This window comes from Mycobacterium sp. IDUB_39 (assembly GCF_055419205.1).
Genome location: NZ_JBVAXF010000002.1, coordinates 952,246 through 979,081, shown reverse-complemented (window position 1 = coordinate 979,081; position 26,836 = coordinate 952,246). Strand labels below are relative to the sequence as shown.

Below are 26,836 nucleotides of genomic sequence, written 5' to 3'. Positions count from 1 at the left end.
ACTGCACCACGGGGAGGATCAAACATGGCGGGCGAGTTCTATCTCGGCGATACCGGACTGTCGCCGCTGTCCGACATCCACACCCAGGTCGCGGGCGGGCTCTCACAGCTGACCGGTGCGGGTGCGCCGCAGGCCGCCGATGTCGCCGCGTCGTTCGGCAACATCGCATTCAGCGTCAACAGCGCCCTCGACGGCGTCTCGCAGAGCCGGATGGGCACGATCCAGACCACAAAGACTTCCAGCGACACCATCGCGGAGCTGCTGGGCAAGGCGCAGCAGATGTACGCCCAGGGCGACATGGCCAGCGCCGACAAGCTCAAGGCCGCAGCCGAGGCGCTTTCGGCGCAGGGCCAGGGCGGCTCAAGCGGCGGCGGTGCCGCTACCGGCGGCCCCAGTGGTACAGCGTCGGGCGGGGGCCCCGCGGGGGCGGCAGGCGGCGGTCAGGCCGGCGGCGGTCAGGCCGGCGGGGACATGGCGGGTCAGATGGTCAGTCAGATCGGCCAGCAGATCGGGCAGGCCGCCCAATCCGTCACCCAGCCTCTGCAGGGGCTCGCACAGGGTCTGCAACAACTCCCCCAGCAGGTCATGCAGGGCGTTCAGGGCATCGTGCAGGCCGCCACCGGTGCGGCGACCGGCGCCGCAGGTGGCGCAGCCGGGGCGGCTGCCGGCGACCCATCGACCGACGAACCGAAACCCGACGGCGAGCCCCGCGACGAGAACAAGAGCCCGCAGGAGTCAAAGCCCAAGGACGACAACGCGTCTCCCCCGCAGGCATCCGCGACAGACGCCCAGCAGGGCTCCGGCTCGGCGGGGCGTGCGCCCGTTGAGAGTTCTCCACCACAGCCCGCACAGACCCGCCCGCAGCAGTCACCGCTCTGACAGCCGCCCCTCGGCGAGTACCAACCGGCGGTCGACACCGATCGCGTCGAGGAACGCTTCGTCGTGACTGACGACCAGCAACGCCCCGCGGTAGGAGTTCAACGCCGACTCCAGTTGCGCCACGCTGACGAGGTCGAGGTTGTTGGTCGGCTCGTCGAGCAGCAGCAGCTGTGGCGCGGGCTCGGCGTAGAGCACGCACATCAGGGTCGCCCGCAACCGTTCGCCACCCGAAAGCGCCGACACCGGAAGGTGAATGCGGTCCCCGCGAAACAGGAACTGCGCCAACAGATGCATGCGACGGGTATGGCTCAGGCTCGGCGCGGACGACGCCAGGCTCTGCGCGACCGTGCGCCCGGGGTCAAGCAGATCCAGCCGCTGCGACAGATAGGCGATCCGGCCATCGGCCCGTTGCACATCGCCTTCCTCGAGAGGCAGTTCCTCGCTGAGAATCCGCAACAGCGTGGACTTACCCACCCCATTACCCCCGGTCAGCGCTATGCGTTCTGGCCCGCGGATGTCCAGGTCGATACCACTGTCCGCGAACAGCTCTCGACCGCCGTGACTGAACCGGACGGACCGCATGGCGACGACCGTGCGTCCGGCGGGCACCTCGGTGTCGGGTAGATCCAGCACGATCGCGTCGTCGTCGCGGACCGCGCGTTCGGCCTCGTCGAGGCGTTGGCGGGCGTCCTCGACGCGCTTGGCGTGCACGTCGTCGGCGCGGGCCGCGGACTCCTGCGCGTCCCGCTTGAGCTTGCCCGCCACGATCTTCGGCAGCCCCGCGTCTTTCAGGTTGCGGGCGGCGGTGCTCGACCGCTTCGCGGCGCGTTCCCGGGCCTGCTGCATCTGCCGTTTCTCCCGCTTGAGGAGTTGTTCGGTGTTTCGCACATCCGCCGCAGCCGCCGCCTGCGCGGCCTCGAGCGCCTCGGTGAAGGAACTGAAGTTCCCTCCGTGATAACGGATTTCACCACCACGCAGCTCGGCGATGCGGTCCACCCGGTCGAGCAGCACCCGATCGTGACTGACCAACAGAAGCGTGCCGCCGAAGTCGTCGAGCGCGTCGTACAGCCGGTGCCGCGCGTCGAGGTCGAGGTTGTTGGTCGGTTCGTCGAGGAGGAGCACGTCGGGGCGTGCCAGCAGTCGTGCGGCCAACCCCACGGAGATCACCTCGCCGCCGCTGAGCGTGCCGAGCCGCCGGTCCAGCGCGACATCACCCAGACCGAGCCGCGCGAGCTGCGCACGCGAGCGCTCCTCGATGTCCCAGTCGTCGCCGATCGCGGTGAACACGGCCTCCGACGAGTCGCCGGCCGCCAGCGCGTCGAGGGCGTCGATCACCGGTGTGACGCCCAGTGCGTCGGCCACGGTGAGGTGCCCGTCAAAGGGCAGCGACTGCGGTAGATAGCCAAGCAGCCCGTCGACGGTGACGGCCCCTTCGGTGGGGGTGTACTCCCCTGCGATGAGGCGCAGCAGGGTGCTCTTGCCTGCGCCGTTGGGTGCGATCAGGCCGGTTCGGCCCTCAGGCACGGTGAATGACAGGCCGGCGAACACCGCGGTGTCATCGGGCCATGCGAAGGACAGGTTGGAGACAACGATGGAAGACATGTGTGAGATCTCTCGATGAGTGCCCGTGAAACGGGCAGGGAGGGGCGACTCAGGACGTGCTCCGGGTTATCCGGAGATGTCGTCTCCCAGCAAGATTGCGGCCCACCTCAATCGACAGCGCGCAGATCGACTACGCGTACTCGACCCATCCTAACGACGTCACGCAAGCAGATATTTCCGCAGCGTCTCCGTGGTCGCGGTGATCTGCGCGATGTCGACGTGCTCGTCGACGCGGTGCGCCAGGTTCGGGTCACCCGGGCCGTAGTTGACCGCGGGGATCCCGAGCGCGGCGAACCGTGCCACATCGGTCCAGCCGTACTTGGCGCGCACCTGACCCCCCGCAGCCGCCACCAGCGCCGCGGCAGCGGGTTTGGTCAGCCCAGGGAGCGCACCGGCCGCGGCGTCAGTCACCTCGAACGTGACGTCGAGGCCGTCGAACACCCGGTGCACGTGCTCCACCGCGGCGTCGACGGTGCGGTCAGGGGCGAATCGGAAGTTCACCGTCAGCGCCGCGGCGTCGGGAATGACGTTGCCCGCGATACCGCCGTCGACACGAACCGCCGACAGGCCCTCGCGGTACGTGCACCCGTCGATGTCGACGTCGCGCGGCTGATAGTCCGACAGCCGCTGCATGACCGCGCCCAACTTGTGAATCGCGTTGTCGCCCAGCCACGATCGCGCGGAGTGCGCCCGGGTCCCGGTGGCACCGACGATGACACGGATGGTGCCCTGACAGCCCGCCTCGATGTAGCCACCGGAGGGCTCGCCGAGGATCGCGACGTCGGCGGCGAGCCATTCGGGAAGCTCGCGTTCGATGCGACCCAGCCCGTTGGCCGACGACTCGATCTCCTCGCAGTCATACATCACCAGCGTGATGTCATGCGCGGGTTCGACCACGGTCGCCGCGAGGTGCAGAAACACCGCGTCGCCCGACTTCATGTCGGATGTGCCGCAGCCGTGCAGGACGCCGTCGACGAGGCGACTCGGCAGGTTGTCGGCGGCGGGCACGGTGTCGGTGTGGCCGGCCAGCAGCACGCGCGACGGCCGCCCGAGATTGGTGCGGGCCAGCACGGCATCGCCGTTGCGGATGACCTCGAAGCCCGGGGCCTGCGCGCGCAGCGCGGCCTCGATCTCATCGGCGATGCGCTGTTCGTGCCGCGACTCGCTGGGGATGTCCACCAGCGCCGCCGTGAGCGCGATCGGATCGGCCCGCAAATCTAGCGATGAGCCGCTTGCGCGAAGAGCAGAAGACGAGGCCACGATCACCGAGGTTAGTCCAGTAACCTCTAGCACCGTGACTTCAGCATCAGGCTTGGGCGTGGCCACCATCGCCGCAGACGGAACTGTCCTCGACACGTGGTTTCCCGCCCCCGAACTCGGCGTGGACGGTCCGTCGGGCACTAATCGTCTGTCGGTGGCAGAGGTCTCCGAGGACCTGGCCGCGCTGGCGGGACGCGATGCGGAGCGTGACGTCGAGGTCGTCCTCGTCCGCACCACGATCGCGTCGCTGGACGACAAGCCCGTCGACGCCTACGACGCCTACCTGCGCCTACACCTGTTGTCGCATCGCCTGGTCGCGCCGCATGGCGCCAACATGGACGGCATCTTCGGCCTGCTGGCCAACGTGGTGTGGACGAGCCACGGGCCCTGCGCCGTCGATGGCTTCGAAGAGACCCGTGCGCGACTGCGCAAGCGTGGCGCCGTCGCGGTGTACGGCGTGGACAAGTTCCCCCGCATGGTCGACTACGTGCTGCCCAAGGGCGTGCGGATCGCCGACGCCGACCGGGTCCGCCTCGGCGCGCATCTCGCTGAGGGCACCACGGTCATGCACGAGGGTTTTGTGAACTTCAATGCCGGAACGCTGGGCACGTCGATGGTCGAGGGCCGGATCTCGGCGGGTGTCGTCGTCGACGACGGGTCCGACGTCGGTGGCGGCGCGTCCATCATGGGCACGCTGTCCGGCGGCGGCAAGGAAGTCATCTCCGTTGGCAAACGATGCCTGCTGGGCGCCAACTCCGGGCTCGGCATCTCGCTCGGCGACGACTGCGTGATCGAAGCCGGGCTCTATGTCACCGGCGGAACCAAGGTCACCGCTGGCGACGGCAAGACCATTAAGGCGATCGAGCTGTCCGGGGCGAACAACCTTCTGTTCCGCCGCAATTCGCTATCGGGCGCGGTCGAGGTCGTCAAGCGCGACGGCACCGGCATCACCCTCAACGAGGCCCTGCACGCCAACTGATTTCTCGACGAACGTGAACTAGGTGATCAACTCTCGCGAATTCTTCGCCAACTAGTTCACGTTGGGCGACCTGTGAGAGAGGGTCAGTCGTCGGCGGCGAGGATGCAGAACTCGTTACCCTCGGGGTCGGCGAGCACCACCCAGGACTCGTCGCCCTGACCGATGTCCACGCGGCGCGCGCCGAGGCCGACGACGCGATCGACCTCGGCCTGTTGATCGTCGGGCCGGAAGTCGAAGTGGATGCGGTTCTTGACCACCTTGGCGTCGGGCACCTCGATGAAGAGCCAGTTTGGTCCTGCGCCGGGCGGCGCGTACAGCACCGCGTCACCGTCGGACGTGATGCCGCTGTCCCAGCCCAGCACCCGGGCCCACCAGCCGGCCAGCGAGGTGATGTCGTGGGCGTCGATGCAGATCTCGTCGAACACCAGTGTCACGTCATCAGCTCCTTCTTGAGGACCTTGCCCATGGCGTTGCGGGGCAGGCTCTCGACGACGCGCACCTCGCGGGGACGCTTGTGCACCGACAGTTGTCGGGCGACGTAGTCGATCAGATCGGCCGGGTCGGCATCGCCGACGACGAACGCCACGATTCGCTGACCCAGGTCGTCGTCGGGCACCCCGACCACCGCGGCCTCGGACACCCCGGCGTGGCCCAGCAGGATCGTCTCGATCTCACCCGCTCCGATCCGGTAGCCGCCGGACTTGATGAGATCCACCGACTCGCGGCCGACGATCCTGTGCATACCGTCGGCGTCGACGACCGCGACGTCTCCGGTCCGGTACCACCCGTCGGTGGTGAACGCGTCGGCCGTCGCATCCGCGCGATTCAGATACCCATCGAACATGGTGGGCGACTTGACCTCCAGCCTTCCGATGGTCTCGCCATCGTGGGCGACCTCGGCTCCGTCATCGCCGACGAGCCGGGTCTGCACACCCGCGAGGGGCAGTCCGACCCAGCCGGCCCGACGTTCACCGTCGGCCGACGTGCTGAGGGTTATCAGCGTCTCGGTGCTGCCGTACCGCTCGACCGGAGCGCGCCCGGTGAGGCGCACCAGCTCGTCGAACACCGGCACCGGCAGCGGTGCACTGCCCGACACCAGGAGCCGCGCCGAGGACAACGCCCGCGCGGCGTCCGGATCGCCGACGACGCGCGACCACACGGTAGGGACACCGAAGTAGAGCGTTCCCGCTGCCTGCGCGTATGCCTCGGGCGTCGGCTTGCCGGTGTGGACAAAGCGGTTGCCGATCCGCAGCGAACCCAGCAGGCCGAGGACCAGACCGTGCACGTGGAACAACGGGAGACCGTGCACCAACGTGTCATCGGCAGTCCACTGCCATGCCTGCGCCAGCGCATCGATATCGGCGGCGATCGCCCGTCTGCTCAGCACCACACCCTTGGGCGGCCCGGTGGTGCCGGAGGTGTACATGATCAGTGCGGTGGAGTCCGGGGTGGGTTCGGCGTAGCGGTGCCAGGACCGGGCGTGCAGCCGAACGGGAATGTGCGGCAGGCCCTCCGCGTCCTGCGGCAGCTCCCCCAACCACGCCTGCGCACCTGAGTCGGCAAGGATGTGTCGGCGTTCGGCCTCCCCCACGTCGGCAGGCACCGGCACCACCGGCACCCCGGCGATGAGACAGCCGATGATGGCCAGCACGGTCGTGGCGGTTGGGGTGGCCAGCACCGCGACGCGTTGAGCGCGGGCGACGCGTTCCGCCACCGAGGTGGCCGCGCCGACGAGATCGCTGCGACTCAACGAGGCGTCCCCGATCCGAACGGCGTCGTCGAGGTCGTGTCCGGCGGCGACAGCGGCCGGGTTGAGCGAGGTGAGCAACACGTCAGCGAGGCTACCGCTGGGCACCGATACTGGACGGGTGGATCCCTTTGAGCGCGTCGAGTCCCGCGAGGTCTACCGGAACGCGTGGATGTTTGTCCGAGAGGATGACATCCGCAGGCCGGACGGCAGCCTCGGTATCTACGGGGTGATCGTCAAGCCGACGTATGCACTGGTCATCCCCAAGGACGGTGACCGCTTCCGGCTCGTCGAGCAGTTCCGCTATCCGATCGGCATGCGGCGCTGGGAGTTTCCCCAGGGCACGGCACCGGGATCCCTCGACGGTGACGAGCCGCCCGCCGAGCAGCTCGCCGCCGACGAACTGCGCGAGGAGACGGGCCTGCGGGCGGAGTCGATGGTGCTGCTGGGCCAGCTCGACGTGGCCCCCGGTATGACGAGCCAGCGCGGCTGGGTGTGGCTGGCCACCGGGCTGACCGAGGGCGAGCACGACCGGGAGTACGAGGAACAGGACATGCACAGCGACTGGTTCACGCGGTCCGAGGTCGAGGACATGATGGCGAGCGGTGAGATCACCGATGCGCAGACCCTCGCCGCGTGGACGCTGCTGCGCCTGGCCGAGCGAAGGGCCTGACGAAAGGGAGAGCCATGAGCGCCGAAGCCGACGTCAGAGCGCTGGTCACCCGGTGGGTGGACGCCGTGCAGGCAAAGGACCTGGACGGCGTGGTCGCCCACCACTCCGATGACATCGTGATGTTCGACGTACCCCCGCCGCATCAGGGTGTCCGGGGCATCGCCGAGTACCGCGACAGCTGGGGCCCGTTCTTCGACTGGCAGCGCAGCACCGACGGGATCTTCGAACTCGTCGAACTCAACGTGGAGGCCGGCGCCGAGGTCGCCTTCGCCTACGCGTTGTTGCGGTGCGGCCCGCCCGCAGACTTCGAGACCGCCCCGGACAGCCGGCTTCGGATCACCATGGGTCTGCGCAACATCGACGGGCAGTGGGTCGTGGTGCACGAGCACCACTCGTTCCCCATGACCGACTGACGTCCCTACCTCCGCTCGGTCAGCGCACGCAGGAAGAAGGTCAGGTTGGCGGGTCGCTCGGCGAGCCGTCGGACGAAGTACCCGTACCACTGCGTGCCGAACGGTACGTAGACGCGCACGTGGTTGCCGTCGTCGGTCAGTCGGCGCTGTTCGGTGTCTCGGATGCCGTACAGCATCTGGTACTCGAAATCGTCGACGCTGCGCCCGAATTCGGTGACCATGCTCGGCACCGCGGAGATCACCGCAGGGTCGTGCGATGCCACCATCGGATAGCCGCGTCCCGCCATGAGCACCCGCAGACATCGCAGGTAGGAGTCGGTCACCTCGTCGGGGTCACGGAACGCCACCGACGACGGCTCGTCATAGGCGCCCTTGCACAGTCTGATTCGGGCACCCGATGCCGCGAACTCCGCGCAGTCGGCCTCGGTCCGTCGCAGATAGGCCTGCAGGACCGTGCCCAACCAGTCGAAGTCGCGGCGCAAGTCCCGCACGATCGACAACGTGGAGTCCGTCGTGGTGTGGTCCTCGGCGTCGACGGTGACCCAGGCGCCGACGTCGCGGGCCCGCTGACATATGGCGTGTGCGTTCTCGTAGGCGATCTTCTCCCCGTCACGGGGCAGCGCCTGGCCCAGCGCGGACAGCTTGAGTGACACCTCCAACGGCCGCGGGCCATCCCCGAACTCGGCGATGTTCCCGAACGCCTCCAGCAGGTCCATGTAGGCCTGCACGGTGGCGTTGGCCGCCTCAGCGTCGGTAACGTCCTCGCCGAGATAGTCGACGCTGACGAAGCGACGTGAATTCCGCAGCACCGCAACTGATGACACCACGTCGCCGATGGTCGCCCCGGGTACGAACCGGTTCACCACATCACGCGTGATGGGCAGCTCCTCGGCGATCCGGCGCAGCCGGTCCGAGCGGCTCGCCGCCAGGATCGCGGGCCGGGCCACGCGGCCGAACACCCCGGACATCAGTTCGCCCCCATGTGGGGATACGCGTGGTCGGTGGGCGGGACGAACGTCTCCTTTATCGATCGGGCCGAAGTCCAGCGCAACAGGTTCAGCGCCGAGCCCGCCTTGTCGTTGGTGCCCGATCCGCGAGATCCGCCGAAGGGCTGCTGGCCGACGACCGCGCCGGTCGGTTTGTCGTTGACGTAGAAGTTGCCTGCCGCGTACCGCAGTCGGTTCTCGGCATCCAGCACGGCAGAGCGGTCGTCGGCGATCACGGCGCCGGTCAGGCCGTATGCCGAGCCGGAGTCGACGAGACCGAGGACGTCATCCCATCGGTCATCGTCGAACACGTGCACGGCCAGGATCGGGCCGAAGTACTCGCGGCGGAACGCCTCGTCGGTGGGGTCATCGGAGAGCAGCACCGTGGGTCGCACGAAATAGCCCTCGCTGTCGTCGTATTCGCCGCCGGCGGCGATCGTCACACCCGCAGCACCCTTGGCCCGCTCGATGGCCGCCACGTTCTTGGCGAACGCGCGCTCGTCGATCAGCGCGCCACCGTAGTTGGACAGGTCGGTGACGTCGCCGTAGCTCAACGCCTCCGTCGCACCGAGGAAGTCATCGCCCATCCGCTGCCACACCGACCGTGAGACGAAGGCCCGCGACGCCGCCGAGCACTTCTGCCCCTGGTAGTCGAAGGCGCCGCGAATCAGTGCGGTGCGCAGCACATCCGGCCGCGCGCTGGCGTGCGCGACCACGAAGTCCTTACCTCCGGTCTCGCCGACCAGTCGAGGGTAGGTGCGGTACCGGTCGATGTGCGTACCTACCTCGCGCCACAGATGCTGGAACGTCGCGGTCGACCCGGTGAAGTGGATGCCGGCGAGCCGCGGATCGGCCAGCACCACGTCCGACACCGCGAACCCGTCCCCGGTCACCAGATTGATCACGCCGGGTGGCAGTCCTGCTGCCTCCAACAGCTGCATCGTCAGGTAGGCCGAGAACGTCTGCGTCACTGACGGTTTCCACACCACTGTGTTACCCATGAGCGCGGGCGCGGTGGGGAGATTGCCCGCGATAGCGGTGAAGTTGAAGGGGGTGATTGCGTAGACGAAGCCCTCGAGCGGGCGGTAGTCGGTGCGGTTCCAGATGCCGCGCGTGCTGATCGGCTGCTGCGCCATGATCTGCCGAGCGAAGGCCACGTTGAAACGCCAGAAGTCGATGAGTTCACAGGCCGCGTCGATCTCGGCCTGGTAGGCGGTCTTCGACTGTCCGAGCATGGTGGCCGCGGCGAGCCTCTCCCGCCACGGTCCGGCGAGCAGGTCAGCCGCCCGTAGGAACACCGCGGCGCGTTCGTCGAACGGCGTGGCCGCCCATGCGTCCTTCGCGGCGATCGCAGCTTCCACGGCTGCGGCAGCCTCGGTGGGCCCGCCGTTGGTCAGCGTGCCGAGCACGGCGGAGTGGCGATGCGGTTGCACCACGTCGATGCGTTCTCCCCCGCCCATCGTGTGCCTCCCGCCGATGACGTGGGGCAGGTCGACGGGGGTGTCGGCGAGCGTGTCGAGTGCGGCGGTGAGCCTGGTGCGTTCGGGACTTTGAGGGGCGTAGTCGAGTACCGGTTCGTTGACCGGCAGCGGCACATCGGTGATCGCGTCCATGCTCATTAGGTTCCCGCGTTCGCAGCGTTCAAGGATTAGCCAATCGGACAAGACCTGACGATGGCATCAGTAGAATCGGCCAACATGAGCACATCCGGCGTGAGCCTTGGCCAACTGGTCCTGGCCCTGGACGCCACCTTGGTGACGCTGGTGGAGGCTCCCCGTGGCCTGGACCTGCCCGTCGCCTCGGCCGCGCTCATCGACTCCGACGACGTCAGGCTCGGGCTGGCGGCGGGTTCCGGCTCGGCTGACGTGTTCTTCCTCCTCGGCGTCGGCGACGACGAGGCGCTGGCGTGGCTGGTCGGTCAGGCCTCACCGCGAGCGCCTGCGGCCGTGTTCGTCAAGGAGCCGTCCGACGCGGTCATCGCCCGCGCAGTGGCCGTGGGTACCGCGGTGGTCTCCGTCGACCCGCGGGCGCGCTGGGAACGGCTGTACCGGCTGGTCGACCACGTCTTCGAGCACCACGGCGACCGTGCCGACCCGATGTTCGACTCGGGCACCGACCTGTTCGGCCTGGCCCAGTCCATCGCCGACCGCACCCACGGGATGGTCAGCATCGAGGACGCGCAGTCACATGTGTTGGCCTACTCGGCGTCCAACGAGGAGGCCGACGAGCTGCGCCGCGCGTCGATCCTCGGCCGCGCGGGGCCACCGGAGCATCTCGCCTGGATCGGCAAGTGGGGCATCTTCGACGCCGTCCGGGCGGGTGAGGTGGTCAGCGTCGAGGCGCGCCCCGAGCTGGGTCTGCAACCGCGTCGCGCCGTCGGGATCCACCACCAGGCACCCGACCCGCGCAGACCCCCGGTGTTCGCGGGCACCATCTGGGTGCAGCAGGGCTCGCGCTCCCTGGCCGACGACACCGACGAGGTGCTGCGCGGCGCGGCGGTGCTCGCGGGGCGCATCCTGTCGCGGCTCGCGGCGACACCGTCCACACACGCCATGCGGGTGCAGGAACTGCTGGGCCTGCGCGACGACAGCGGCGCCGACGTCGACGACGTGGCACGCGAACTCGGCATCGTCGCCGACGGGCGGCCCGCGGTCGTCGGCTTCGACGGCCCGGGCGCGGGCACTTCGCGGCTGGCCGACGTATTGGCGTTGAGCGCCAGCGCCTTCCGCCCCGACGCGCAGGTGACGGCGCACGGCTCACGGGTGTACGTGCTGTTCCCGAACACCGGCAAGGGCTCGGTGCCGTCGTGGATCCGCGGCACCATAGGCGGTCTGCGCACTGAACTTGGTATCGAGCTACGCGCCGTGATCGCCTCCCCCGCAACGGGTCTGCGGGGTGTGGCGGCATCGCGCGCGGAGGTGGACCGGGTGCTCGACAGCGCGGGCCGACACCCCGGGGCCATCGGCCAGGTGACCTCGCTCGCCGAGGCGCGCACGGCCGTGATCCTCGACGAGATCGTCACGATGATCGCGACCGACGATCGGCTGATCGACCCGCGGGTGCGGGACCTGCGCGAGAACGAGCCCGTGCTCGCCGAGACGTTGCGCGCCTACCTCGACGGTTTCGGCGACGTGGCCGCGGCCGCGGCCGGCCTGCACGTGCATCCCAACACCGTCCGCTACCGCGTGCGACGCATCGAGGATGTCCTCGGCACATCGCTGGCCGATCCCGAGGTACGGCTGCTGCTGTCGCTGAGCCTGCGCGCCAGCGGGTGAGGCGTGGGTCGTGCGGTGTCAACCGATCGACTGACAGCGAATCCAACCATCCGGGGGTCGCGCGGGCGGGGTGAGGTGGCGCACGCTGGTCATATGAGCCCCGACACCACGATCGACACCCCGCTGCGGCCGTCGACGAATCCCTTTCTCAGCGGGAACTTCGCCCCGGTCCGCGAGGAACTCACGGTGACCGACCTCGACGTGACCGGCACCATCCCCGACTACCTGAATGGACGCTATCTGCGCACCGGCCCCAACCCGGTGGGCGAGCCGGATCCGGACCGCTATCACTGGTTTCTCGGTGCGGGCATGGCGCACGGGCTGCGGATCGGCGACGGCAGGGCCCAGTGGTACCGGAACCGGTGGGTGCGCTCGGGGGCCATGGCACGCACGCTCGGTGAACGCTGGCCGGGCGGAGCGCACGACGGCGGATTCGACTTCGCGAGCAACACCAACATCATCGGCCACGCCGGTCGCACGTTGGTGCTCACCGAATCCGGTGTCCGACCCTACGAGCTCGACGACGAGCTGAACACCATCGGCGGATCGGACTTCTGCGGCACGCTGTTCGGTGGGTACAGCGCGCACCCCAAGCGCGATCCGGCCACCGGGGAACTGCACGCGGTGTCCTACAACCCGATGCGCGGCAACCGCATTCAGTACACCGTCACCGGCGTGGACGGACGGGTGCGCCACAGCGTCGACATCACGCTGGACTCGCACACGATGATGCACGACTTCTCGCTGACCGAGAACTACGTCGTCATCTACGACCTTCCGGTGGCGCTCGATCTCGGGGCGAGCCTGACCAACCGGCCCGCCCGCGCGGCGGCCCGGCTGCTCAGCCGGTTCGTCGCCGTCCACGCCGCACCTGACCTCCTGATGCGCGTCGCGATGCGGGGCTCGGAGCGGCTCGGCGCGCCAAACGGACTGCCCTACCGTTGGGCACCGGAGCGCCCAGCTCGTATCGGCGTGCTGCCGAGGACGGGCACGGCGTCCGACATCCGGTGGTTCGAGGTGGCACCGTGCTACGTGTTCCATCCGCTCAACGCCCACGAGGACACCGGCCCGAACGGGGCGACGATCGTGCTCGATGTGGTCCGCCACTCGCAGGTGTTCGCCGCGGGCGCCGAACTCGCCCCGGGATCGCAGAGCCTGGACCGCTGGACCGTGGATCTGACATCGGGCCACGTGACCGAGGTTCGACTCGACGACACGACGCAGGAGTTCCCCCGGGTCGACGAGCGCCGCGTCGGGCTTCGGCATCGGTATGGCTACGCCGTCGGGTGGGATGCCACCACCGCGGTCGAGGCGCACACACCGCCGACGGCGATCATCAAGCACGATCTCGAGGCGGGCAGCTCGCGGGCCGCGCGCTTCGGCGCGGGTCGTGAGCCGGGTGAGTTCGTGTTCGTGCCGTCGAGCGCTGACGCCGGCGAGGACGACGGTGTGGTGATGGGTTTCGTCTACGACCGCGCCGAGGACCGCAGCGATCTGGTGCTGCTTGACGCGCAGACGCTTGAGGCGGTGGCCACCATCGCAGTTCCCGCCCGTGTGCCGCATGGATTCCACGGCAACTGGGTGCCCCAGGAGAGCTAGCATCAGCTCGATGGAGGGTGCCGCGCAGCAACTCAACACGTGGCACGTCCTGTGGGACACCTACATCGTGGGCATGTGCGGTGTCGCCGTCATATCCGTCTTCCTGCTCGACGATCTGGTTCCCGGCCGGGCGCCGGGCGTCGCGGCCGCCCTGCTCATCGCGTTGACCGCATGGCTGACCATCGCCGGGCGCCGTGTGCCCCGGCTGGGTGCGCTCACGGCGCGCTCGATCGTCTACGTCGTCGTCGCGACGGTTCTGTGGGCGGTGTCGATGGTGTGCGCGCCGGCGGCCGTGGCCGCCATCCCCGCGCTGTATCCCGTGCTCTTCTCGACGCTTCCGCTGACGGTGGCCATCGGAGCCGCCCTCGCGGTCACGCTCATGCCGTTGACCATCGACGTCGCGGCCTCCGGCCTGCAGTCACCGCACCTGCCGGTCGCGGTGGCCATGACACTGCTCGGCCTGATCGCCGGACCGCTCATCGGCATCATGGTCGTCACAACGGTGCGACAACGAATGGAGATGGCCGCCGTGGTCGCCGCACTGGAGGCCAGCCGGGCCGAAACCTCAAGACTGTCCAGGGAAGCCGGCGTCGCCGGGGAGCGCGAGCGACTGGCCCGCGAGATTCACGACACCCTGGCGCAGGGTTTCACCAGCATCGTCGCGCTGGCGCAGGCCGTGCAGGCCGAACTCGACACCGACCCCGACACGGCCGCTGGGCACGTCGAACTGATCAGGAGGACCGCCCGCGCGAACCTGTCCGAGGCACGCACCATGGTCAGCTCCCTGACCCCGGCAGCGCTGGACGAGGGCTCACTGTCGGCCGTCATTCGCCGCCAGTGCGACGCGTTCGCAGTGGAGTCGGGTGTTGCGGTGAGAGTGACCGCCGACCCCAACCTGCCATCGTCGGCGATGGCCTCGAACGTCGTCCTGCTTCGCGCCGCCCAGGAGTCGCTGGCCAACATTCGCAAGCACGCCGGCGCCACCGAGGTGGCGGTGGACCTGGCCGCCGACGGCGACGTGCTCCGGCTCTCGCTGTCGGACAACGGAACCGGGCTCTCCGCGCAGCACCACGACGGTTACGGGCTGACCGGTATGCGGGCACGCGCCGCCCAGGTCGGCGGGTCGCTGACGCTCGCGCCGACCCCGGGTGGCGGCGTCACGGTCGTTGTCGAGGTGCCCGCGTGACGACCAAGCGAGAAGCGGAGCGGGATCCCGCATGACCACGGTGCTGCTGGTCGACGATCATCCCGTGGTGCGGGAGGGCCTGCGAGGCATGATCGATGCCGAACCAGACCTGAGCGTCGTCGGCGAGGCCGGCTCGGGCACCGAAGCCGTGTCGATGGCCCAGAGTCTGTGTCCCGACGTCATTCTCATGGACCTGCGGATGCCTGATGTCGACGGCGTGACGGCCACCGAACGGATTCTGGCCACCTCACCGGGTATCCGGATCGTCGTCGTCACCACCTACGAATCGGACTCCGACATCCTGCGCGCGGTCGAGGCCGGCGCCGCCGGCTACCTGCTCAAGGATGCGACGCGGGCCGAACTCGCCGCCGCGGTGCGCGATGCCGCGGACGGCAAGACGGTTCTGGCTCCGTCGGTCGCGGACCGGCTGGTGCGGTTCGTCCGACGCCCACCGCCGGCGTCGCTGTCGTCGCGTGAGGTCGACGTGCTGGCCCTGGTGTCCGAGGGGTTGACCAATGCCGACATCGGTCGGCGTCTGCACATCAGCGAGGCCACGGTGAAGACGCACCTGCTGCGCGCGTTCAACAAGCTCGGGGTTTCCGATCGCACCGCGGCCGTGACGACCGCGATGTCGCTGGGGCTGCTCGGCGGTTAGGACGCCAGGCGTGCGACGGCAGCGTCGATGCGCTCGTCGGTGGCGGTCAGCGCCATGCGCACGTGGCGGCCGCCGCGGGGTCCGTAGAACTCACCGGGCGCGGTCAGTATGCCGCGCTGCGCAAACCACGTGACGGTGTCCCTGCAGGGCTCGTCGCGGGTCACCCAGAGGTAGAGGCCGGCCTCGGAGTGCTCGATGGTCAGCCCTGCGTCACGGACGGCGCGCATCAGTTCGCGGCGGCGCCGGGCGTAGCGCTCTCGTTGAGCCAGTTCGTGCGCGTCGTCGTCGAGGGCCGCGACCATGGCTGCCTGGATCGCGGTCGGCACCATCATGCCGGCGTGCTTGCGCACGGCCAGCAATTCGGCGACGACGGCGGGATCTCCGGCCACGAAGCCGGCGCGGTACCCCGCCAGAGAGGAGGTCTTGGACAGCGAGTGGATGGCCAGCAAGCCAGTGTGGTCGCCATCGCACACCGACGGGTGCAGGACCGAGACCGGCTCCACGTCCCAGCCGAGCCCGAGGTAACACTCGTCGGAGGCAACCAGCACACCCCGCTCACGCGCCCAGGTGACGACCTTCCGCAGATGGTCGACGCCCAGAACCGCGCCGGTGGGATTGCTGGGCGAGTTCAGATACACCAGCGCGGGGTTGCGCGGCCCGAGCTGAGTCAGTGAGTCCGCACGCACGACCTGCGCACCGGCCAGGCGGGCGCCGACGTCATAGGTCGGGTAGGCGAGTTCGGGGACGACGACGGCGTCATCGGGCCCCAGAGCCATCAGGGTCGGTAGCCACGCGATGAGTTCCTTGGTGCCGATGACGGGCAGGATCGCGTCACCGTCGAGCCCGGTGACCCCGTAGCGCCGTTGCAGAGCGGCCGAGGCCGAAGCGCGCAGGGCCGCGGTCCCCGCGGTGGTCGGGTATCCCGGAGCGGAACTCGCCTCGTACAACGCGTCCCGGATCAACGGGGCGACCGGGTCGACGGGCGTACCTACCGACAGGTCGACGATGCCCCCCGGATGCGCGCGCGCCAGTGCCGTGACGTCGGCGAGCGTGTCCCAGGGAAAGACCGGCAGAGCTCCCGAGAGGGGGCCCGAACGGAACACGGGCGTCTTCAGTCCTCGCCCTGAGGCGGCAGATCCTTGATCAGCTGCGGGTCATGCTCGGTCTGCCCGACCTTGGACGCGCCGCCGGGCGAACCGAGCTCCACGAAGAAGTCGGCGTTGGCCTGCGTGTAGCTGCCCCACTGGTCCGGGACGTCGTCCTCGTAGTAGATGGCCTCCACCGGGCAAACCGGCTCGCAGGCGCCGCAGTCCACGCACTCATCCGGGTGGATGTACAGCATGCGCGCACCCTCGTAGATGCAATCAACCGGGCATTCTTCAATGCACGACTTGTCCTTGACGTCGACGCATGGCTCGGCAATGACGTACGTCACTACTGTGTCTCCTGTCCAGCGGGCTGCTGATCGGTTCGGTCTAGTTGAGCTTTTCCGAGAAGTCGCCGCAAGTATGCCGTTGCTCATACTCCGACGTTCTTCTGAGTGTGTCCTAACTTTCGCCCGTCGCCCTCACAGGCAGCGCGGGGTTACTGATACTAGACGTTGCAGATAAAACACGCTATGAGTTGCATCCCCCAGGACCGTTCCCATCCCCCGGGGTGTCGCGCGTGTTTGCCGGAGTCGAAAATCGACCTGTGCAACTCATTGCATAGGACCGCTGGTATCACATACAGTGCGGCAATGGCGCTACCCCACGCGATCCTGGTGTCGCTGTGCGAGCAGGCAGGGTCCGGCTACGAACTGGCCCGCCGGTTCGACCGGTCGATCGGGCACTTCTGGGCCGCGACCCACCAGCAGATCTACCGGACGCTGCGCACCATGGAGAACGACGGATGGGTGCACGTCGAGGTGGTTCCGCAGAGCACCCGGCCGGACAAGAAGGTCTACGACGTGACCGCCGCCGGCCGGGCCGAGCTGGCCCGCTGGATCAGCGAACCACTGTGCGGGCGTGGCAGTTCCATCAGCGACTCGAGAACCCGCGAGCTGGCCGTGAAGATCCGGGGCGCACAGTTCGGCGACGCCGACGCCCTGCGCGCCCAGGTCGTCACGCTGCGCCGTGAACGGGCCCAAACCCTGGACACCTACCGAGGATTCGAGAAGCGCCAGTTTCCCGACCCGTCGTCGCTGACCGGCTCCGCCCGCAACCAGTACCTGGTGTTACGCGGTGGCATCAGGGCCGAACAGGGCTCGGTGGACTGGCTCGACGAAGTCCTCAGCGCGCTCGGCCAGGATGATCGCTGCCGCGATCGGGGAGGCGAACAGTGAACAACCCGTACCCACACCTGCTCTCTCCCCTGGACCTGGGCTTCACCACGTTGCGCAACAGGGTGGTGATGGGCTCGATGCACACCGGTCTCGAAGATCGTGCACGCGATATCGACCGTCTGGCAGCCTATTTCGCCGAGCGGGCGCGCGGCGGTGTCGGACTGATCATCACCGGCGGCTACGCGCCCAACCGGACCGGCTGGCTGCTGCCCTTCGCCGCGCAGATGCTGTCGTCCTCCGACGCTCGACGGCACCGCTCCGTCACGTCAGCGGTGCACGACGAGGGCGGCAAGATCCTTCTGCAGGTGTTACACGCGGGACGCTATGCCTACCACCCACTTTCGGTGAGCGCGTCGTCGATCAAGGCACCCATCAACCCGTTCCGACCGCGCAAGCTGTCGACCCGCGGTGTCGAGGACACCGTCGGCGACTTCGTCAAATGCGCCGTGCTGGCGCGCGAGGCCGGCTACGACGGTGTCGAGATCATGGGCAGCGAGGGCTATCTGCTCAACCAGTTCCTGGCCCCGCGCACCAACAAGCGCACCGACGCCTGGGGCGGCACGCCCGAGAAGCGCCGACGCCTGCCCGTCGAGATCGTGCGCCGGACCCGCGAGGCAGTCGGGCGTGACTTCATCATCTGCTATCGGATGTCGATGGCCGACTACGTGGAGGACGGCCAGAGCTGGGACGAGATCATGGCCCTGGCACGCGAGGTCGAGGCCGCAGGCGCGACGCTCATCAACACCGGCGTCGGCTGGCACGAGTCCCGAGTGCCGACGATCGTGACGTCGGTGCCCAGTGGCGCATTCGTCGACGTCAGCAATGCGATCGCCGAGCACGTCAGCGTTCCCGTGGTGGCGAGCAACCGGATCAACATGCCGCAGGCGTGCGAACAGATCCTCGCCGACGGGCACGTGCAGTTGATCTCGATGGCTCGTCCCCTGCTATCGGACCCGGATTGGGTGAACAAGGCCCAAGCCGATGCCGCCGACGAGATCAACACCTGCATCGCCTGCAACCAGGCATGCCTGGACCACGCGTTCGTCCACAAGACCGTGTCGTGTCTGCTCAATCCGCGAGCTGGGCACGAGACGAAACTGGTGCTCGCCCCGACGCGGCGAACCAAACGCGTGGCCGTGGTGGGTGCCGGGCCAGCCGGCCTGTCGGCCGCGGTCACCGCCGCCGAGCGCGGCCACGCCGTCACGCTGTTCGAGGCGGGTGGCGTCATCGGCGGCCAGTTCGACCTCGCCAGAAGGATCCCCGGCAAGGAGGAGTTCAACGAGACCATCCGCTACTACACGCGGATGCTCGACAAGCACGGTGTCGACGTGCGACTCGCCACGCGCGCTGACGTCGAGGAGCTGTCCGGTTTCGACGAGGTGGTGATCGCCACCGGCGTCGCGCCGCGGATGCCCGACATCCCCGGCATCGACCACCCCATGGTGCTGTCCTACGCCGAGGCGATCCTGGGTGCGCCGATCGGCAGCCGCGTCGCCGTCATCGGGGCCGGTGGCATCGGGTTCGATGTCAGCGAGTTCCTGGTCACCGACGAGTCCCCCACGCTGAACCTCAAGGAGTGGAAGGCCGAGTGGGGGGTCGCCGACCCGCAGGAGACCCGCGGCGCGCTGACCACGCCGATACCGCTGCCCCCGGCGCGGGAGGTGTATCTGCTGCAGCGCACGAAGGGTTCGCAGGGCCGCACGCTGGGCAAGACGTCCGGCTGGGTACACCGCGCGTCGGTGAGAGCCAAGGGCGTGCAGCAGCTTTCGGGCGTCAACTACGAACGCATCGATGACGCCGGCCTGCACATCAGCTTCGGCCCGCAACACACCGAGGCCCGCGTGCTCGAGGTCGACAACGTCGTCGTGTGCGCGGGCCAGGAGTCCGTACGCGATCTCGCGGAGCGCCTGCGGGAAACCGGGGTGCAGCCACATGTCATCGGCGGCGCGTCCGTCGCCGATGAACTCGACGCCAAACGCGCCATTCGCCAGGGCACCGAACTGGCCGCCCGGCTGTAACGACCTTCCGCGAGCGCGCGTGTCTGCGGGCGACACGCCGTGCCGAAGTCCGACTCCACGCGCGCTCGCGCGGCCGGTCAGGCCTGCTTGAGCGCCTCGATCTCGAGGGTGATGGTCACCTTGTCGCCGACGACGGCGCCGCCGGTCTCCAGCGGCATGTCGATATCGATTCCGAAGTCCTTGCGGTTCAGCACGACTGACGCATCGAAGCCGGCGACCTCGCCGTGACCCATGCCGGGGTTGACGCCATTGAACTCGAGCCTGAGCTGGATCGGCTTGGTGACGCCCCTGAGGGTGAAGTCGCCGTCGAGCACATAGTCATTGCCATCGGCGCGGACACCGGTCGAGACGAACGTGGCCTTCGGGTACTGCTGGGCGTCGAAGAAGTCGGCAGCCTTCAGGTGTGCGTCGCGCTGCTCGTTGCGCGTGTTGACCGAGTCGACTCCGATCTCGGCCGTGACCGACGGCGTGCCGTCCTCGGCGACCACGATCGCACCGCTGAACTCGTCGAAGTTTCCGCGCACCTTGCTCACCATCAGATGTCGCACCGAGAACGTGACGGACGAGTGCACGGGGTCGATGGCCCAGGTGCCTGCGCTGAGGTCGGTGGCTACCGCTGCGGTCATGTCGATGTCTCCTTGGATGTGGGTGCCGGTCTGTCCGGCATCTTCAAGGAGAATAAACGGACCTCAGTCCGGTTTCATTCCCGCACGCCCCAGACGGCTTGGGCGCCCGCGTCGCCGACCCACACCACCGCGGCGGTCGTCGAGACACCGACCACGATGGCAAGAATCGCGGAGCACACCGCGAGCACCCGCCGCGGCTCGGAAGAGCGCGACTCCAGCCAGTGCTGAACCGCGCCGACGATGGCCACCACCAGCAGCGCGACGGCGAAGTAGATCATCCACCCGCCGCGCTCCTCGTGCGTCTCGAGCATCTCGGTGTGCTGCGGGCTCTGCGCATACAGCCATTGACCTGCCGACACCGTCAGCGGAGTCAGAACCATGACCGCGACCGCGAACGCCAGCACCAGCCACGCCAGGCGCTGCCGCGCCGCCGGCCAGAGCGCGCAGAGAATCGCAAGGGCGGCGGTGAGCGGTGCGAGCACGACGACGGCGTGCACCAGCAGCGCGTGGGCCGGCAATCCGAAGATCGTCGTCATGGCGCTCCCGGGCTGGATGGCGGCTGTCACTAGTTGAACGTGATCAGCGTCGCATCCGGTTCACCGGGGCGCGCGGTTTTCACCTCGCGAGGGCGCGCAGAGTTCGATCACGCCGCGGCGTGTCGGCCGCAAACACGCGCACTCGCGGGAGGACTGGCCTTACGCGGCGAGCGGTGTGTAGGTGGTGCTGCGCTGGCGCGCCGGGCGGCCGATGCCCTCGGCGATGGCGATGAGTTCGTCGGCGGACTTGGCCGACCCGTTCTCCGAGCCCGCCATCCGCGAGATGGTCTCCTCCATCAGCGTGCCGCCGAGATCGTTGGCGCCGCCGTTGAGCATCACCTGAGTGCGTTCCACACCGAGCTTGACCCAGCTGGTCTGGATGCTGGGAATCCTGCCGTGCAACATGATCCGGGCCAGGGCGTGCACCGCCCGATTGTCACGGTGGGTGGGCCCCGGTCGCGAGCCGCCCGCCAGGTACAGCGGGCTGGACTGATGCACGAAGGGCAGCGGGACGAACTCGGTGAAACCACCGGTGCGGTCCTGAATGCCGCGCAGCACGTTGAGGTGCCCCACCCAGTGCCGTGGCGTGTCGACGTGGCCGTACATCATCGTCGAGCTGGATCGCAGGCCAACCTCATGCGCTGTGGTGACGACCTCGATCCACGCCGACGTCGGCAACTTGCCCTTGGTCAGCACCCAGCGGACCTCATCGTCGAGGATCTCAGCCGCCGTACCGGGAATTGACCCGAGACCGGCGTCGCGCAGATCGGTCAACCACTCCCGGACCGAGATACCGCTCTTGGTGACGCCATTGGAGATCTCCATGGGCGAGAACGCGTGAACGTGCATCGACGGCACCCGGGCCTTGACCGCCCGGACCAGATCGGCGTAGCCGGTGACCGGCAGCTCGGGGTCGATACCGCCCTGCATGCACACCTCGGTGGCGCCGGCCACATGCGCCTCCCACGCCCGATCGGCGACCTCGTCGGTCGACAGCGAGTAGGCGTCGGCATCACCCTTGCGTTGGGCGAAGGCGCAGAACCGGCATCCGGTGTAGCAGATGTTGGTGAAGTTGATATTGCGGTTCACCACATAGGTGACGTCATCACCAACGACGTCACGACGCAGCGAATCGGCAAGTGCGGCAATGGCATCCAGTGCTGGACCATCGGCGGTCGCCAGCGCGAGGTACTCATCGTCGCTGCAGCCTGCGGGGTCGCGCTCGGCCGAGCGCAGCGCCGCGAGCACATCGGTGTCGATGCGCTCGGGTGCCCGTGCCGCGAGTTCGCTGATCTTCTCGCGAATGGACTCCCAGTCACCGAAGGCACTTCCGAGGTCGCTGCGCGTCTCGGTGAGACGACCCTCGGTGTCGATGGCGGTGTGCAGATCGGTGCGACCGAGCGACTCGGTGGCCTCATCGGGCTCCTGCCACGGACGTCCGACCGGGTTCACCTCCAGCGCCAGACCTGTGTCGGGGTCAGCCAGCGCGGCGACGTGTCCCTGCACTCGCGGATCGATCCACGCCGCGCCCGCCTGCACGTACTGCGGCTGCGCGGTCAACCGCTGGACCAGGTCGTAACCGGCCTCCGCGGTGACGTCGGCGAGTTCGTCGAGCGCGGGCCACGGGCGTTCGGGGTTGACGTGGTCAGGGGTCAGCGGCGACACCCCACCCCAGTCGTCGACACCCGCACCGATGAGCGCGAGGCACTCCTCACGCGACACCAGGTTCGGCGGAGCTTGGATGCGAACCTTGGGGCCCATCACCAACCGGGTCACAGCCAGCGTCGCGAGGAAGTCGTCGATACCGGTGTCGGGTCTCCCCGCCATCGCGGTGTGCTCCTTGGCCCGGAAGTTCTGCACGATCACTTCCTGGACGTGGCCGAACTCCTTGTGCGAGCGTCGGATTGCATGCACGGTCTCGGCGCGCTCGGTGAGGTTCTCACCGATTCCGACCAGCAGCCCCGTGGTGAAGGGGATCGACAACCGGCCCGCATCGTCGAGCGTGCGCAACCGGACCGCCGGGTCCTTGTCCGGGCTGCCGTAGTGCGCCAGGCCCTTGGTCTCGAACAACCGGCGCGAGGTCGTCTCCAGCATCATGCCCATCGACGGAGCCACCGGCTTGAGCCGCGACAGCTCCGACCAACTCATCACACCTGGGTTCAGGTGCGGCAGCAGACCGGTCTCCTCGAGCACCCGGATCGACATGGCACGCACGTAGTCCAGCGTGGAGTCATAACCACGTTCGTCGAGCCATTGCCGGGCCTCGTCCCAGCGCGCCTCGGGACGGTCCCCGAGGGTGAAAAGCGCTTCCTTGCAGCCCAACTCCGCACCGCGGCGGGCGACGTCGAGGATCTCGTCGGGCTCCATGTACATGCCCTGGCCCGCTGCGCGCAGCTTGCCCGGAACCGTGACGAACGTGCAGTAATGACAGGTGTCGCGGCACAGGTGCGTCACCGGAATGAACACCTTGCGCGAATAGCTGACCGGCAGCCGTCCGGTGGGTCCGCGCCGACCGGCGGCCTCCAGACCGGCGTCACGCACCCGGGCAGCACTGGCACACAGATCGGCGAGGTCGTCGCCACGGGCCGTCATAGCGATGGCGGCCTCGTCGACGTTGAGCGCCACGCCGTCCCTGGCGCGCCGCAACACCCGCCTCATTGCCGCGGGGCTGGGCGTTCCGGATCGTGGTGGTACCGCGGGGCTGGGCAGATCGGCACCGCGCTGGGGGTTCAGAGCCACTCCCCTGTAACCCCGAGGTCGTGGAGAATCATCCGCGCGTCTCACTATCTGAAACAACTGCGCCTGGCATAGGGGCCACAGTAGTCGCAGCCATACGACGCCGGGCCTCCCATCTCCACACAGATCATCTGACCGCCACGTAAGTTCTTGCTGTCGGGTCTGTCGCGAGAGGTAGCAAGTTATGAGTGTGTCCCTGAGGTCCCATTTCGTCACCGGTGTGGCGGCCGTCGCGGCGGCGGCACTCGTCGCCTCGCCGACAACCGCGTCGCCACACCCCTTGATTCAGCCCACCGAGCGTGCCGTGACCGCACGGGTCGACCTCGCCGCATCGGTCAAGCCGATCATCCTCGAGCCACTGCGTCCCGAGCAGTTGGCCACGGCGCGCGACGCCATCCGCCGGATCGACCCGGAGTCGACGTTCGCCACCGCGGCGGTCGCACCCGCGCCCGCACCGCTCAACGCCGCATCTGACTGGTTCACCGGCGCCTACGAGTGGGTTCAGTACTGGGTGAGCTACGGCGTCGACCTCGCCGACTACGTCCTGGGGTTCATCCCGTTCGGGTACTTCATCGGCGACCAGATCAACATCTTCTACGACTTCCTGATCACGCCGATCGCCGACAGTGTCGTGTACGGGTTGATCAATCCGATTCTCAACGATCCACTGAACCTCTCGACATGGGTCAACGGTCTGATCAACGTCGGCCAGACCGCGATCACCGCGGCGATCAACACCGGGATCGTCGAGTTCAACTACTTCTTCGGATGGCTGATCCCTCCGCTGCCGCCGCTGCCCATCCCGCCGTTCCCGCTGGCTGCCGTGCAGACCGTGACGCCGTTCGAGACCGTCGAGGACGTGTCTCTGCTGTCGACGGCGCTCGAGGAGGTGACCGACGAGAAGGTCGGCACTGAGATCGAACCCGAAACCGAGGTCACCGAGACCGAGGTCACCGAGACCGAGGTGACGGATCCCGAGGTCACCACACCCGAGGTGCCCGAAGTCGTGGCACCCGAGGTGCCTGAGGTCGTGGCACCCGAGGTGCCCGTGGACGAGACGACGCCCGTCGTCGCCCCCGAGACCGACGACGAGACCATCGCCCCGACCACGCCGACCAAGCTGCCGACCAAGCTGACGCCGACGAAGCTCACACCAATCAAGTCCACCCCGACCAGTACCACGGCGGGCACGGTGTCCGCACAGGGTGAGGTGCGCGGTGGTGCAACCACCACACCCGCCACGGACACCAAGCCGGCCGCCACTGCATCGTCGGACAAGGAAAAGCATGCGCCCGAGTCGACGACACCGTCGGGCGCCAGCGCTGAGCAGACGGACAAGACCAGCGCCACGGACAAGACCGACTCCGACAAGAACGAGAAGAAGGCAGCGTCCGACTAGCTCCTCAGTCGCTACTTCGCGGGCATCGTCTGGTGATGAACCGGCGATGAATTGCGCTGTCGCAGGCGATACCGCTAATTGAATTCGGTAATAGCCAGCGAGACGCGTTGTCGAATGCCGCCCAACACGATTGACACGAGCGTAGGTTCGCGGCAATCGCAGTCGTCACGCACAGAGGGTGGATCGCCATGGCTATTTCGTTGCGCCCATTGATATCGGCAACCGTGGTCGCGACCGTCGCCGCCACGATTGCCATCGCACCGTCGACGCAGGAGCCGCGTCCGTCTCCATCGGCGGTCAACCTGCACGTCACGTCACAGGCACTGCAGCTCACCGCCGCGGTGCAGCCCCTTGTGGCACCGGCTGAAATCCCCGGGCTCCTCGTCGATTGGTTGCAGCGGGTGATAATCCCGCCGAGCGCCAGCGCACCATTCCCCACACCGCATTTCCCGCCGAACGTCTCACCCTTTTCGCTCGGTAGCAGCATCAAATGGGTCTACGACGCCGTCGAGCCGTGGGTCGAGTGGGGCTTCGACGTCGCCGCCTACGCGGTCGGCTGGATTCCGTGGGTCGGATGGTTGGCGCCCCAGATCTCGATCTTCTACGACTTCGGCGAGATGATCGTCAGGAGCATCACCTTCAACATCGCCGATTGGCTTGATCGCCAGATCAGCTTCGGTCAGGGCCTGAGGAACGTGGCCGTCGACACGATCAACTCCTTCATCTTCCTGGCCAATGCTCAACTGGCTTTCTGGTTGCCGCCGCTGCCACCGATTCCGCCGATCCCCGGGTCGTTGACGACCGTGCAGACGGTGGAGCCGCTCCAGACTGTCGAGGCCGCGTCGCTCATGTCCGCGCCACCGTTGTCCGTGAGGCTCAGGGAAGCGATCGAGGGGTTCCTGCCCAGGGCGGTCGATCCCGAAGTCATCACGGACAAGGTCCTCACCGACGAGGTCATCACGGACAAGGTCCTCACCGACGAGGTCGTTACGGACAAGGTCATCACGGACAAGGTCGTCACTGACGAGGTCGTCACGGACAAGGTCCTCACCGACGAGGTCGTCACGGACAAGGTCCTCACCGACGAGGTCATCACGGACAAGGTCCTCACCGACGAGGTGAATGTCGAGACGCCGACGGTCGATGCCACCGACCCGACCACCTCAACCGACCCCGTCAGGTCAACCAAGCTCAATCAGCTGATCACGGCGGCCAAGTCGGCTCACCTGATACCGACGGTCAAGTCGACGTCGGGCACCGTCTCGGCACAGGGTGAGGTCCGCGTCAGCGCCACAACCAAGCCCGATACCGACACTAAGCCAGGCACCGACACCGACACCAAGCCAGACAAGGACAAGCCAGCACCCGAGTCGACACCGTCGGATGCTGGCCCCGACCAGACGAGCACGACCAACACGAGGCATGAGCCTCACTCGACGAACCACTCCGGTAAGCCCGAGAAGAAGGCGGCGTCAGGCGACTAGGCGTGAGCGGGCGTGCGCCGGTACAGCAGCAGCACGGGCGGCAGCGCGCCGATCACGAGCAATAGCAGCGGTCCCAGCGCCAGAATCCCGGTACCGCCGAAGACGATGTCGTTGCCGGGTCCACCAAGGGTCAGCCCGACCACCGTCACCAGCCATGCCCACAACGGCAGCGTCGCCAACCGAGTCGAGGGCGTCCACTGCTGCGCAGCCCACACCAACGCCAGATTGGTCAGGCCGCTGATCAGCGCACTAATTGGGAACGGAATCGTGCCGAAGTAGAGCGGCAGAAACAAGGCACCAGCCAGCGCTGACAAAACCCCGTTGAGGGTGAGAATCGAAAGGACGACGGGCCGCTGCCAGCCCGGAGCGTCGTCGATCAGGTCGGGATGCTGTCGATCAGAGCGACGAGCGAACCGGTTACCCACTGGAAGTTGTCCATGCGGTCCTGCCAGTGTTGCAG

24 protein-coding genes are annotated in these 26,836 nt (G+C 67.9%); 12 read left to right on the top strand and 12 right to left on the bottom strand.

Features of this window, described 5'->3' with window-relative positions; translation table 11 throughout:
• Nucleotides 1-24 precede the first annotated feature (24 nt).
• The gene (locus ACZY0X_RS10840; protein ID WP_463770166.1) at nucleotides 25-879 is read left to right on the top strand and encodes a type VII secretion target; all 855 of its coding nucleotides are present in this window, start codon (nucleotides 25-27) and stop codon (nucleotides 877-879) included.
• Here ACZY0X_RS10840 and ACZY0X_RS10835 read toward each other — a convergent pair.
• Together ACZY0X_RS10835 and dapE are read right to left on the bottom strand one after the other, a co-directional pair.
• Complete coding sequence (locus ACZY0X_RS10835; RefSeq protein WP_463770164.1) at nucleotides 868-2,481, bottom strand: ABC-F family ATP-binding cassette domain-containing protein; 1,614 nt, start codon at nucleotides 2,479-2,481, stop codon at nucleotides 868-870. The two genes, ACZY0X_RS10840 and ACZY0X_RS10835, sit on opposite strands and share 12 nt — an antisense overlap.
• A 159-nt stretch (nucleotides 2,482-2,640) precedes the next feature.
• The gene (gene dapE / locus ACZY0X_RS10830) at nucleotides 2,641-3,741 is read right to left on the bottom strand and encodes a succinyl-diaminopimelate desuccinylase (RefSeq protein WP_463770162.1); all 1,101 of its coding nucleotides are present in this window, start codon (nucleotides 3,739-3,741) and stop codon (nucleotides 2,641-2,643) included.
• Nucleotide 3,742: 1 nt separating this feature from the next.
• On the opposite strand from dapE, the gene dapD reads away from it, so the two are divergent.
• Nucleotides 3,743-4,720 (top strand): 2,3,4,5-tetrahydropyridine-2,6-dicarboxylate N-succinyltransferase, encoded by a 978-nt coding sequence (dapD, locus tag ACZY0X_RS10825; RefSeq protein ID WP_463770628.1) that lies wholly within the window; start codon nucleotides 3,743-3,745, stop codon nucleotides 4,718-4,720.
• 83 nt (nucleotides 4,721-4,803) lie between these two features.
• Here dapD and ACZY0X_RS10820 read toward each other — a convergent pair whose 3' ends face one another.
• Together ACZY0X_RS10820 and ACZY0X_RS10815 are read right to left on the bottom strand one after the other, a co-directional pair.
• Nucleotides 4,804-5,154 carry a VOC family protein gene (locus ACZY0X_RS10820; RefSeq protein WP_463770160.1) on the bottom strand — a complete coding sequence of 117 codons (351 nt, stop codon included), beginning with the start codon at nucleotides 5,152-5,154 and terminating at the stop codon, nucleotides 4,804-4,806.
• Nucleotides 5,151-6,551, bottom strand: coding sequence for an acyl-CoA synthetase (locus ACZY0X_RS10815; RefSeq protein WP_463770158.1), 1,401 nt, complete (start codon nucleotides 6,549-6,551; stop codon nucleotides 5,151-5,153). Before ACZY0X_RS10815 ends, ACZY0X_RS10820 begins: the two co-directional genes overlap by 4 nt.
• Nucleotides 6,552-6,639: 88 nt before the next feature.
• Between ACZY0X_RS10815 and ACZY0X_RS10810 the strand changes: the two genes are divergently transcribed.
• Both ACZY0X_RS10810 and ACZY0X_RS10805 read left to right on the top strand, forming a co-directional pair.
• The gene (locus ACZY0X_RS10810; RefSeq protein ID WP_463770627.1) at nucleotides 6,640-7,140 is read left to right on the top strand and encodes an NUDIX domain-containing protein; all 501 of its coding nucleotides are present in this window, start codon (nucleotides 6,640-6,642) and stop codon (nucleotides 7,138-7,140) included.
• 14 nt (nucleotides 7,141-7,154) lie between these two features.
• Nucleotides 7,155-7,553 (top strand): YybH family protein, encoded by a 399-nt coding sequence (locus tag ACZY0X_RS10805; RefSeq protein ID WP_463770156.1) that lies wholly within the window; start codon nucleotides 7,155-7,157, stop codon nucleotides 7,551-7,553.
• Nucleotides 7,554-7,558: 5 nt separating this feature from the next.
• On the opposite strand, the gene ACZY0X_RS10800 is transcribed toward ACZY0X_RS10805, so the two are convergent.
• Together ACZY0X_RS10800 and pruA are read right to left on the bottom strand one after the other, a co-directional pair.
• Complete coding sequence (locus tag ACZY0X_RS10800; RefSeq protein WP_463770154.1) at nucleotides 7,559-8,521, bottom strand: proline dehydrogenase family protein; 963 nt, start codon at nucleotides 8,519-8,521, stop codon at nucleotides 7,559-7,561.
• On the bottom strand, nucleotides 8,521-10,152 hold the full coding sequence (pruA, locus tag ACZY0X_RS10795; protein WP_463770152.1) for an L-glutamate gamma-semialdehyde dehydrogenase: 1,632 nt from the start codon (nucleotides 10,150-10,152) through the stop codon (nucleotides 8,521-8,523). The genes ACZY0X_RS10800 and pruA overlap by 1 nt, the downstream gene beginning before the upstream one ends.
• Nucleotides 10,153-10,236: 84 nt before the next feature.
• On the opposite strand from pruA, the gene ACZY0X_RS10790 reads away from it, so the two are divergent.
• From ACZY0X_RS10790 to ACZY0X_RS10775, 4 genes are all read left to right on the top strand, one after another.
• Entirely contained in the window at nucleotides 10,237-11,814 is a 1,578-nt protein-coding gene (locus ACZY0X_RS10790) for a PucR family transcriptional regulator (protein ID WP_463770150.1), read from the top strand.
• Between the two features lie 93 nt (nucleotides 11,815-11,907).
• Complete coding sequence (locus tag ACZY0X_RS10785) at nucleotides 11,908-13,413, top strand: carotenoid oxygenase family protein (protein ID WP_463770148.1); 1,506 nt, start codon at nucleotides 11,908-11,910, stop codon at nucleotides 13,411-13,413.
• A 10-nt stretch (nucleotides 13,414-13,423) separates the two neighbouring features.
• Nucleotides 13,424-14,599 carry a sensor histidine kinase gene (locus ACZY0X_RS10780; RefSeq protein WP_463770146.1) on the top strand — a complete coding sequence of 392 codons (1,176 nt, stop codon included), beginning with the start codon at nucleotides 13,424-13,426 and terminating at the stop codon, nucleotides 14,597-14,599.
• 31 nt (nucleotides 14,600-14,630) lie between these two features.
• Nucleotides 14,631-15,254: a response regulator gene (locus ACZY0X_RS10775; RefSeq protein WP_241403785.1), complete on the top strand. Its 624-nt coding sequence runs from the start codon at nucleotides 14,631-14,633 to the stop codon at nucleotides 15,252-15,254.
• Here ACZY0X_RS10775 and dapC read toward each other — a convergent pair.
• Together dapC and fdxA are read right to left on the bottom strand one after the other, a co-directional pair.
• Complete coding sequence (gene dapC / locus ACZY0X_RS10770) at nucleotides 15,251-16,357, bottom strand: succinyldiaminopimelate transaminase (protein ID WP_463770144.1); 1,107 nt, start codon at nucleotides 16,355-16,357, stop codon at nucleotides 15,251-15,253. The genes ACZY0X_RS10775 and dapC overlap by 4 nt on opposite strands.
• 8 nt (nucleotides 16,358-16,365) lie before the next feature.
• On the bottom strand, nucleotides 16,366-16,689 hold the full coding sequence (gene fdxA, locus ACZY0X_RS10765) for a ferredoxin (protein ID WP_463770142.1): 324 nt from the start codon (nucleotides 16,687-16,689) through the stop codon (nucleotides 16,366-16,368).
• A 303-nt stretch (nucleotides 16,690-16,992) separates the two neighbouring features.
• On the opposite strand from fdxA, the gene ACZY0X_RS10760 reads away from it, so the two are divergent.
• Together ACZY0X_RS10760 and ACZY0X_RS10755 are read left to right on the top strand one after the other, a co-directional pair.
• Nucleotides 16,993-17,577, top strand: coding sequence for a PadR family transcriptional regulator (locus ACZY0X_RS10760; RefSeq protein WP_463770140.1), 585 nt, complete (start codon nucleotides 16,993-16,995; stop codon nucleotides 17,575-17,577).
• Nucleotides 17,574-19,595, top strand: coding sequence for an oxidoreductase (locus tag ACZY0X_RS10755; protein WP_463770138.1), 2,022 nt, complete (start codon nucleotides 17,574-17,576; stop codon nucleotides 19,593-19,595). The genes ACZY0X_RS10760 and ACZY0X_RS10755 overlap by 4 nt, the downstream gene beginning before the upstream one ends.
• Before the next feature lie 77 nt (nucleotides 19,596-19,672).
• On the opposite strand, the gene ACZY0X_RS10750 is transcribed toward ACZY0X_RS10755, so the two are convergent.
• The 3 genes from ACZY0X_RS10750 to ACZY0X_RS10740 all read right to left on the bottom strand — a co-directional run bounded on the left by ACZY0X_RS10750 (nucleotide 19,673) and on the right by ACZY0X_RS10740 (nucleotide 23,496).
• Entirely contained in the window at nucleotides 19,673-20,221 is a 549-nt protein-coding gene (locus tag ACZY0X_RS10750; protein ID WP_463770136.1) for a YceI family protein, read from the bottom strand.
• A 74-nt stretch (nucleotides 20,222-20,295) separates the two neighbouring features.
• Nucleotides 20,296-20,757: a DUF2231 domain-containing protein gene (locus ACZY0X_RS10745; RefSeq protein WP_463770625.1), complete on the bottom strand. Its 462-nt coding sequence runs from the start codon at nucleotides 20,755-20,757 to the stop codon at nucleotides 20,296-20,298.
• A 159-nt stretch (nucleotides 20,758-20,916) separates the two neighbouring features.
• The gene (locus ACZY0X_RS10740; RefSeq protein ID WP_463770134.1) at nucleotides 20,917-23,496 is read right to left on the bottom strand and encodes a bifunctional FO biosynthesis protein CofGH; all 2,580 of its coding nucleotides are present in this window, start codon (nucleotides 23,494-23,496) and stop codon (nucleotides 20,917-20,919) included.
• Nucleotides 23,497-23,677: 181 nt separating this feature from the next.
• Here ACZY0X_RS10740 and ACZY0X_RS10735 point away from each other — a divergent pair, with 181 nt between their 5' ends.
• Nucleotides 23,678-24,892: a hypothetical protein gene (locus tag ACZY0X_RS10735; RefSeq protein WP_463770132.1), complete on the top strand. Its 1,215-nt coding sequence runs from the start codon at nucleotides 23,678-23,680 to the stop codon at nucleotides 24,890-24,892.
• Nucleotides 24,893-25,080: 188 nt separating this feature from the next.
• Entirely contained in the window at nucleotides 25,081-26,376 is a 1,296-nt protein-coding gene (locus tag ACZY0X_RS10730; RefSeq protein WP_463770130.1) for a hypothetical protein, read from the top strand.
• Here ACZY0X_RS10730 and ACZY0X_RS10725 read toward each other — a convergent pair.
• Complete coding sequence (locus ACZY0X_RS10725) at nucleotides 26,373-26,801, bottom strand: hypothetical protein (protein WP_463770128.1); 429 nt, start codon at nucleotides 26,799-26,801, stop codon at nucleotides 26,373-26,375. The genes ACZY0X_RS10730 and ACZY0X_RS10725 overlap by 4 nt on opposite strands.
• Between the last annotated feature and the right edge of the window lie 35 nt (nucleotides 26,802-26,836).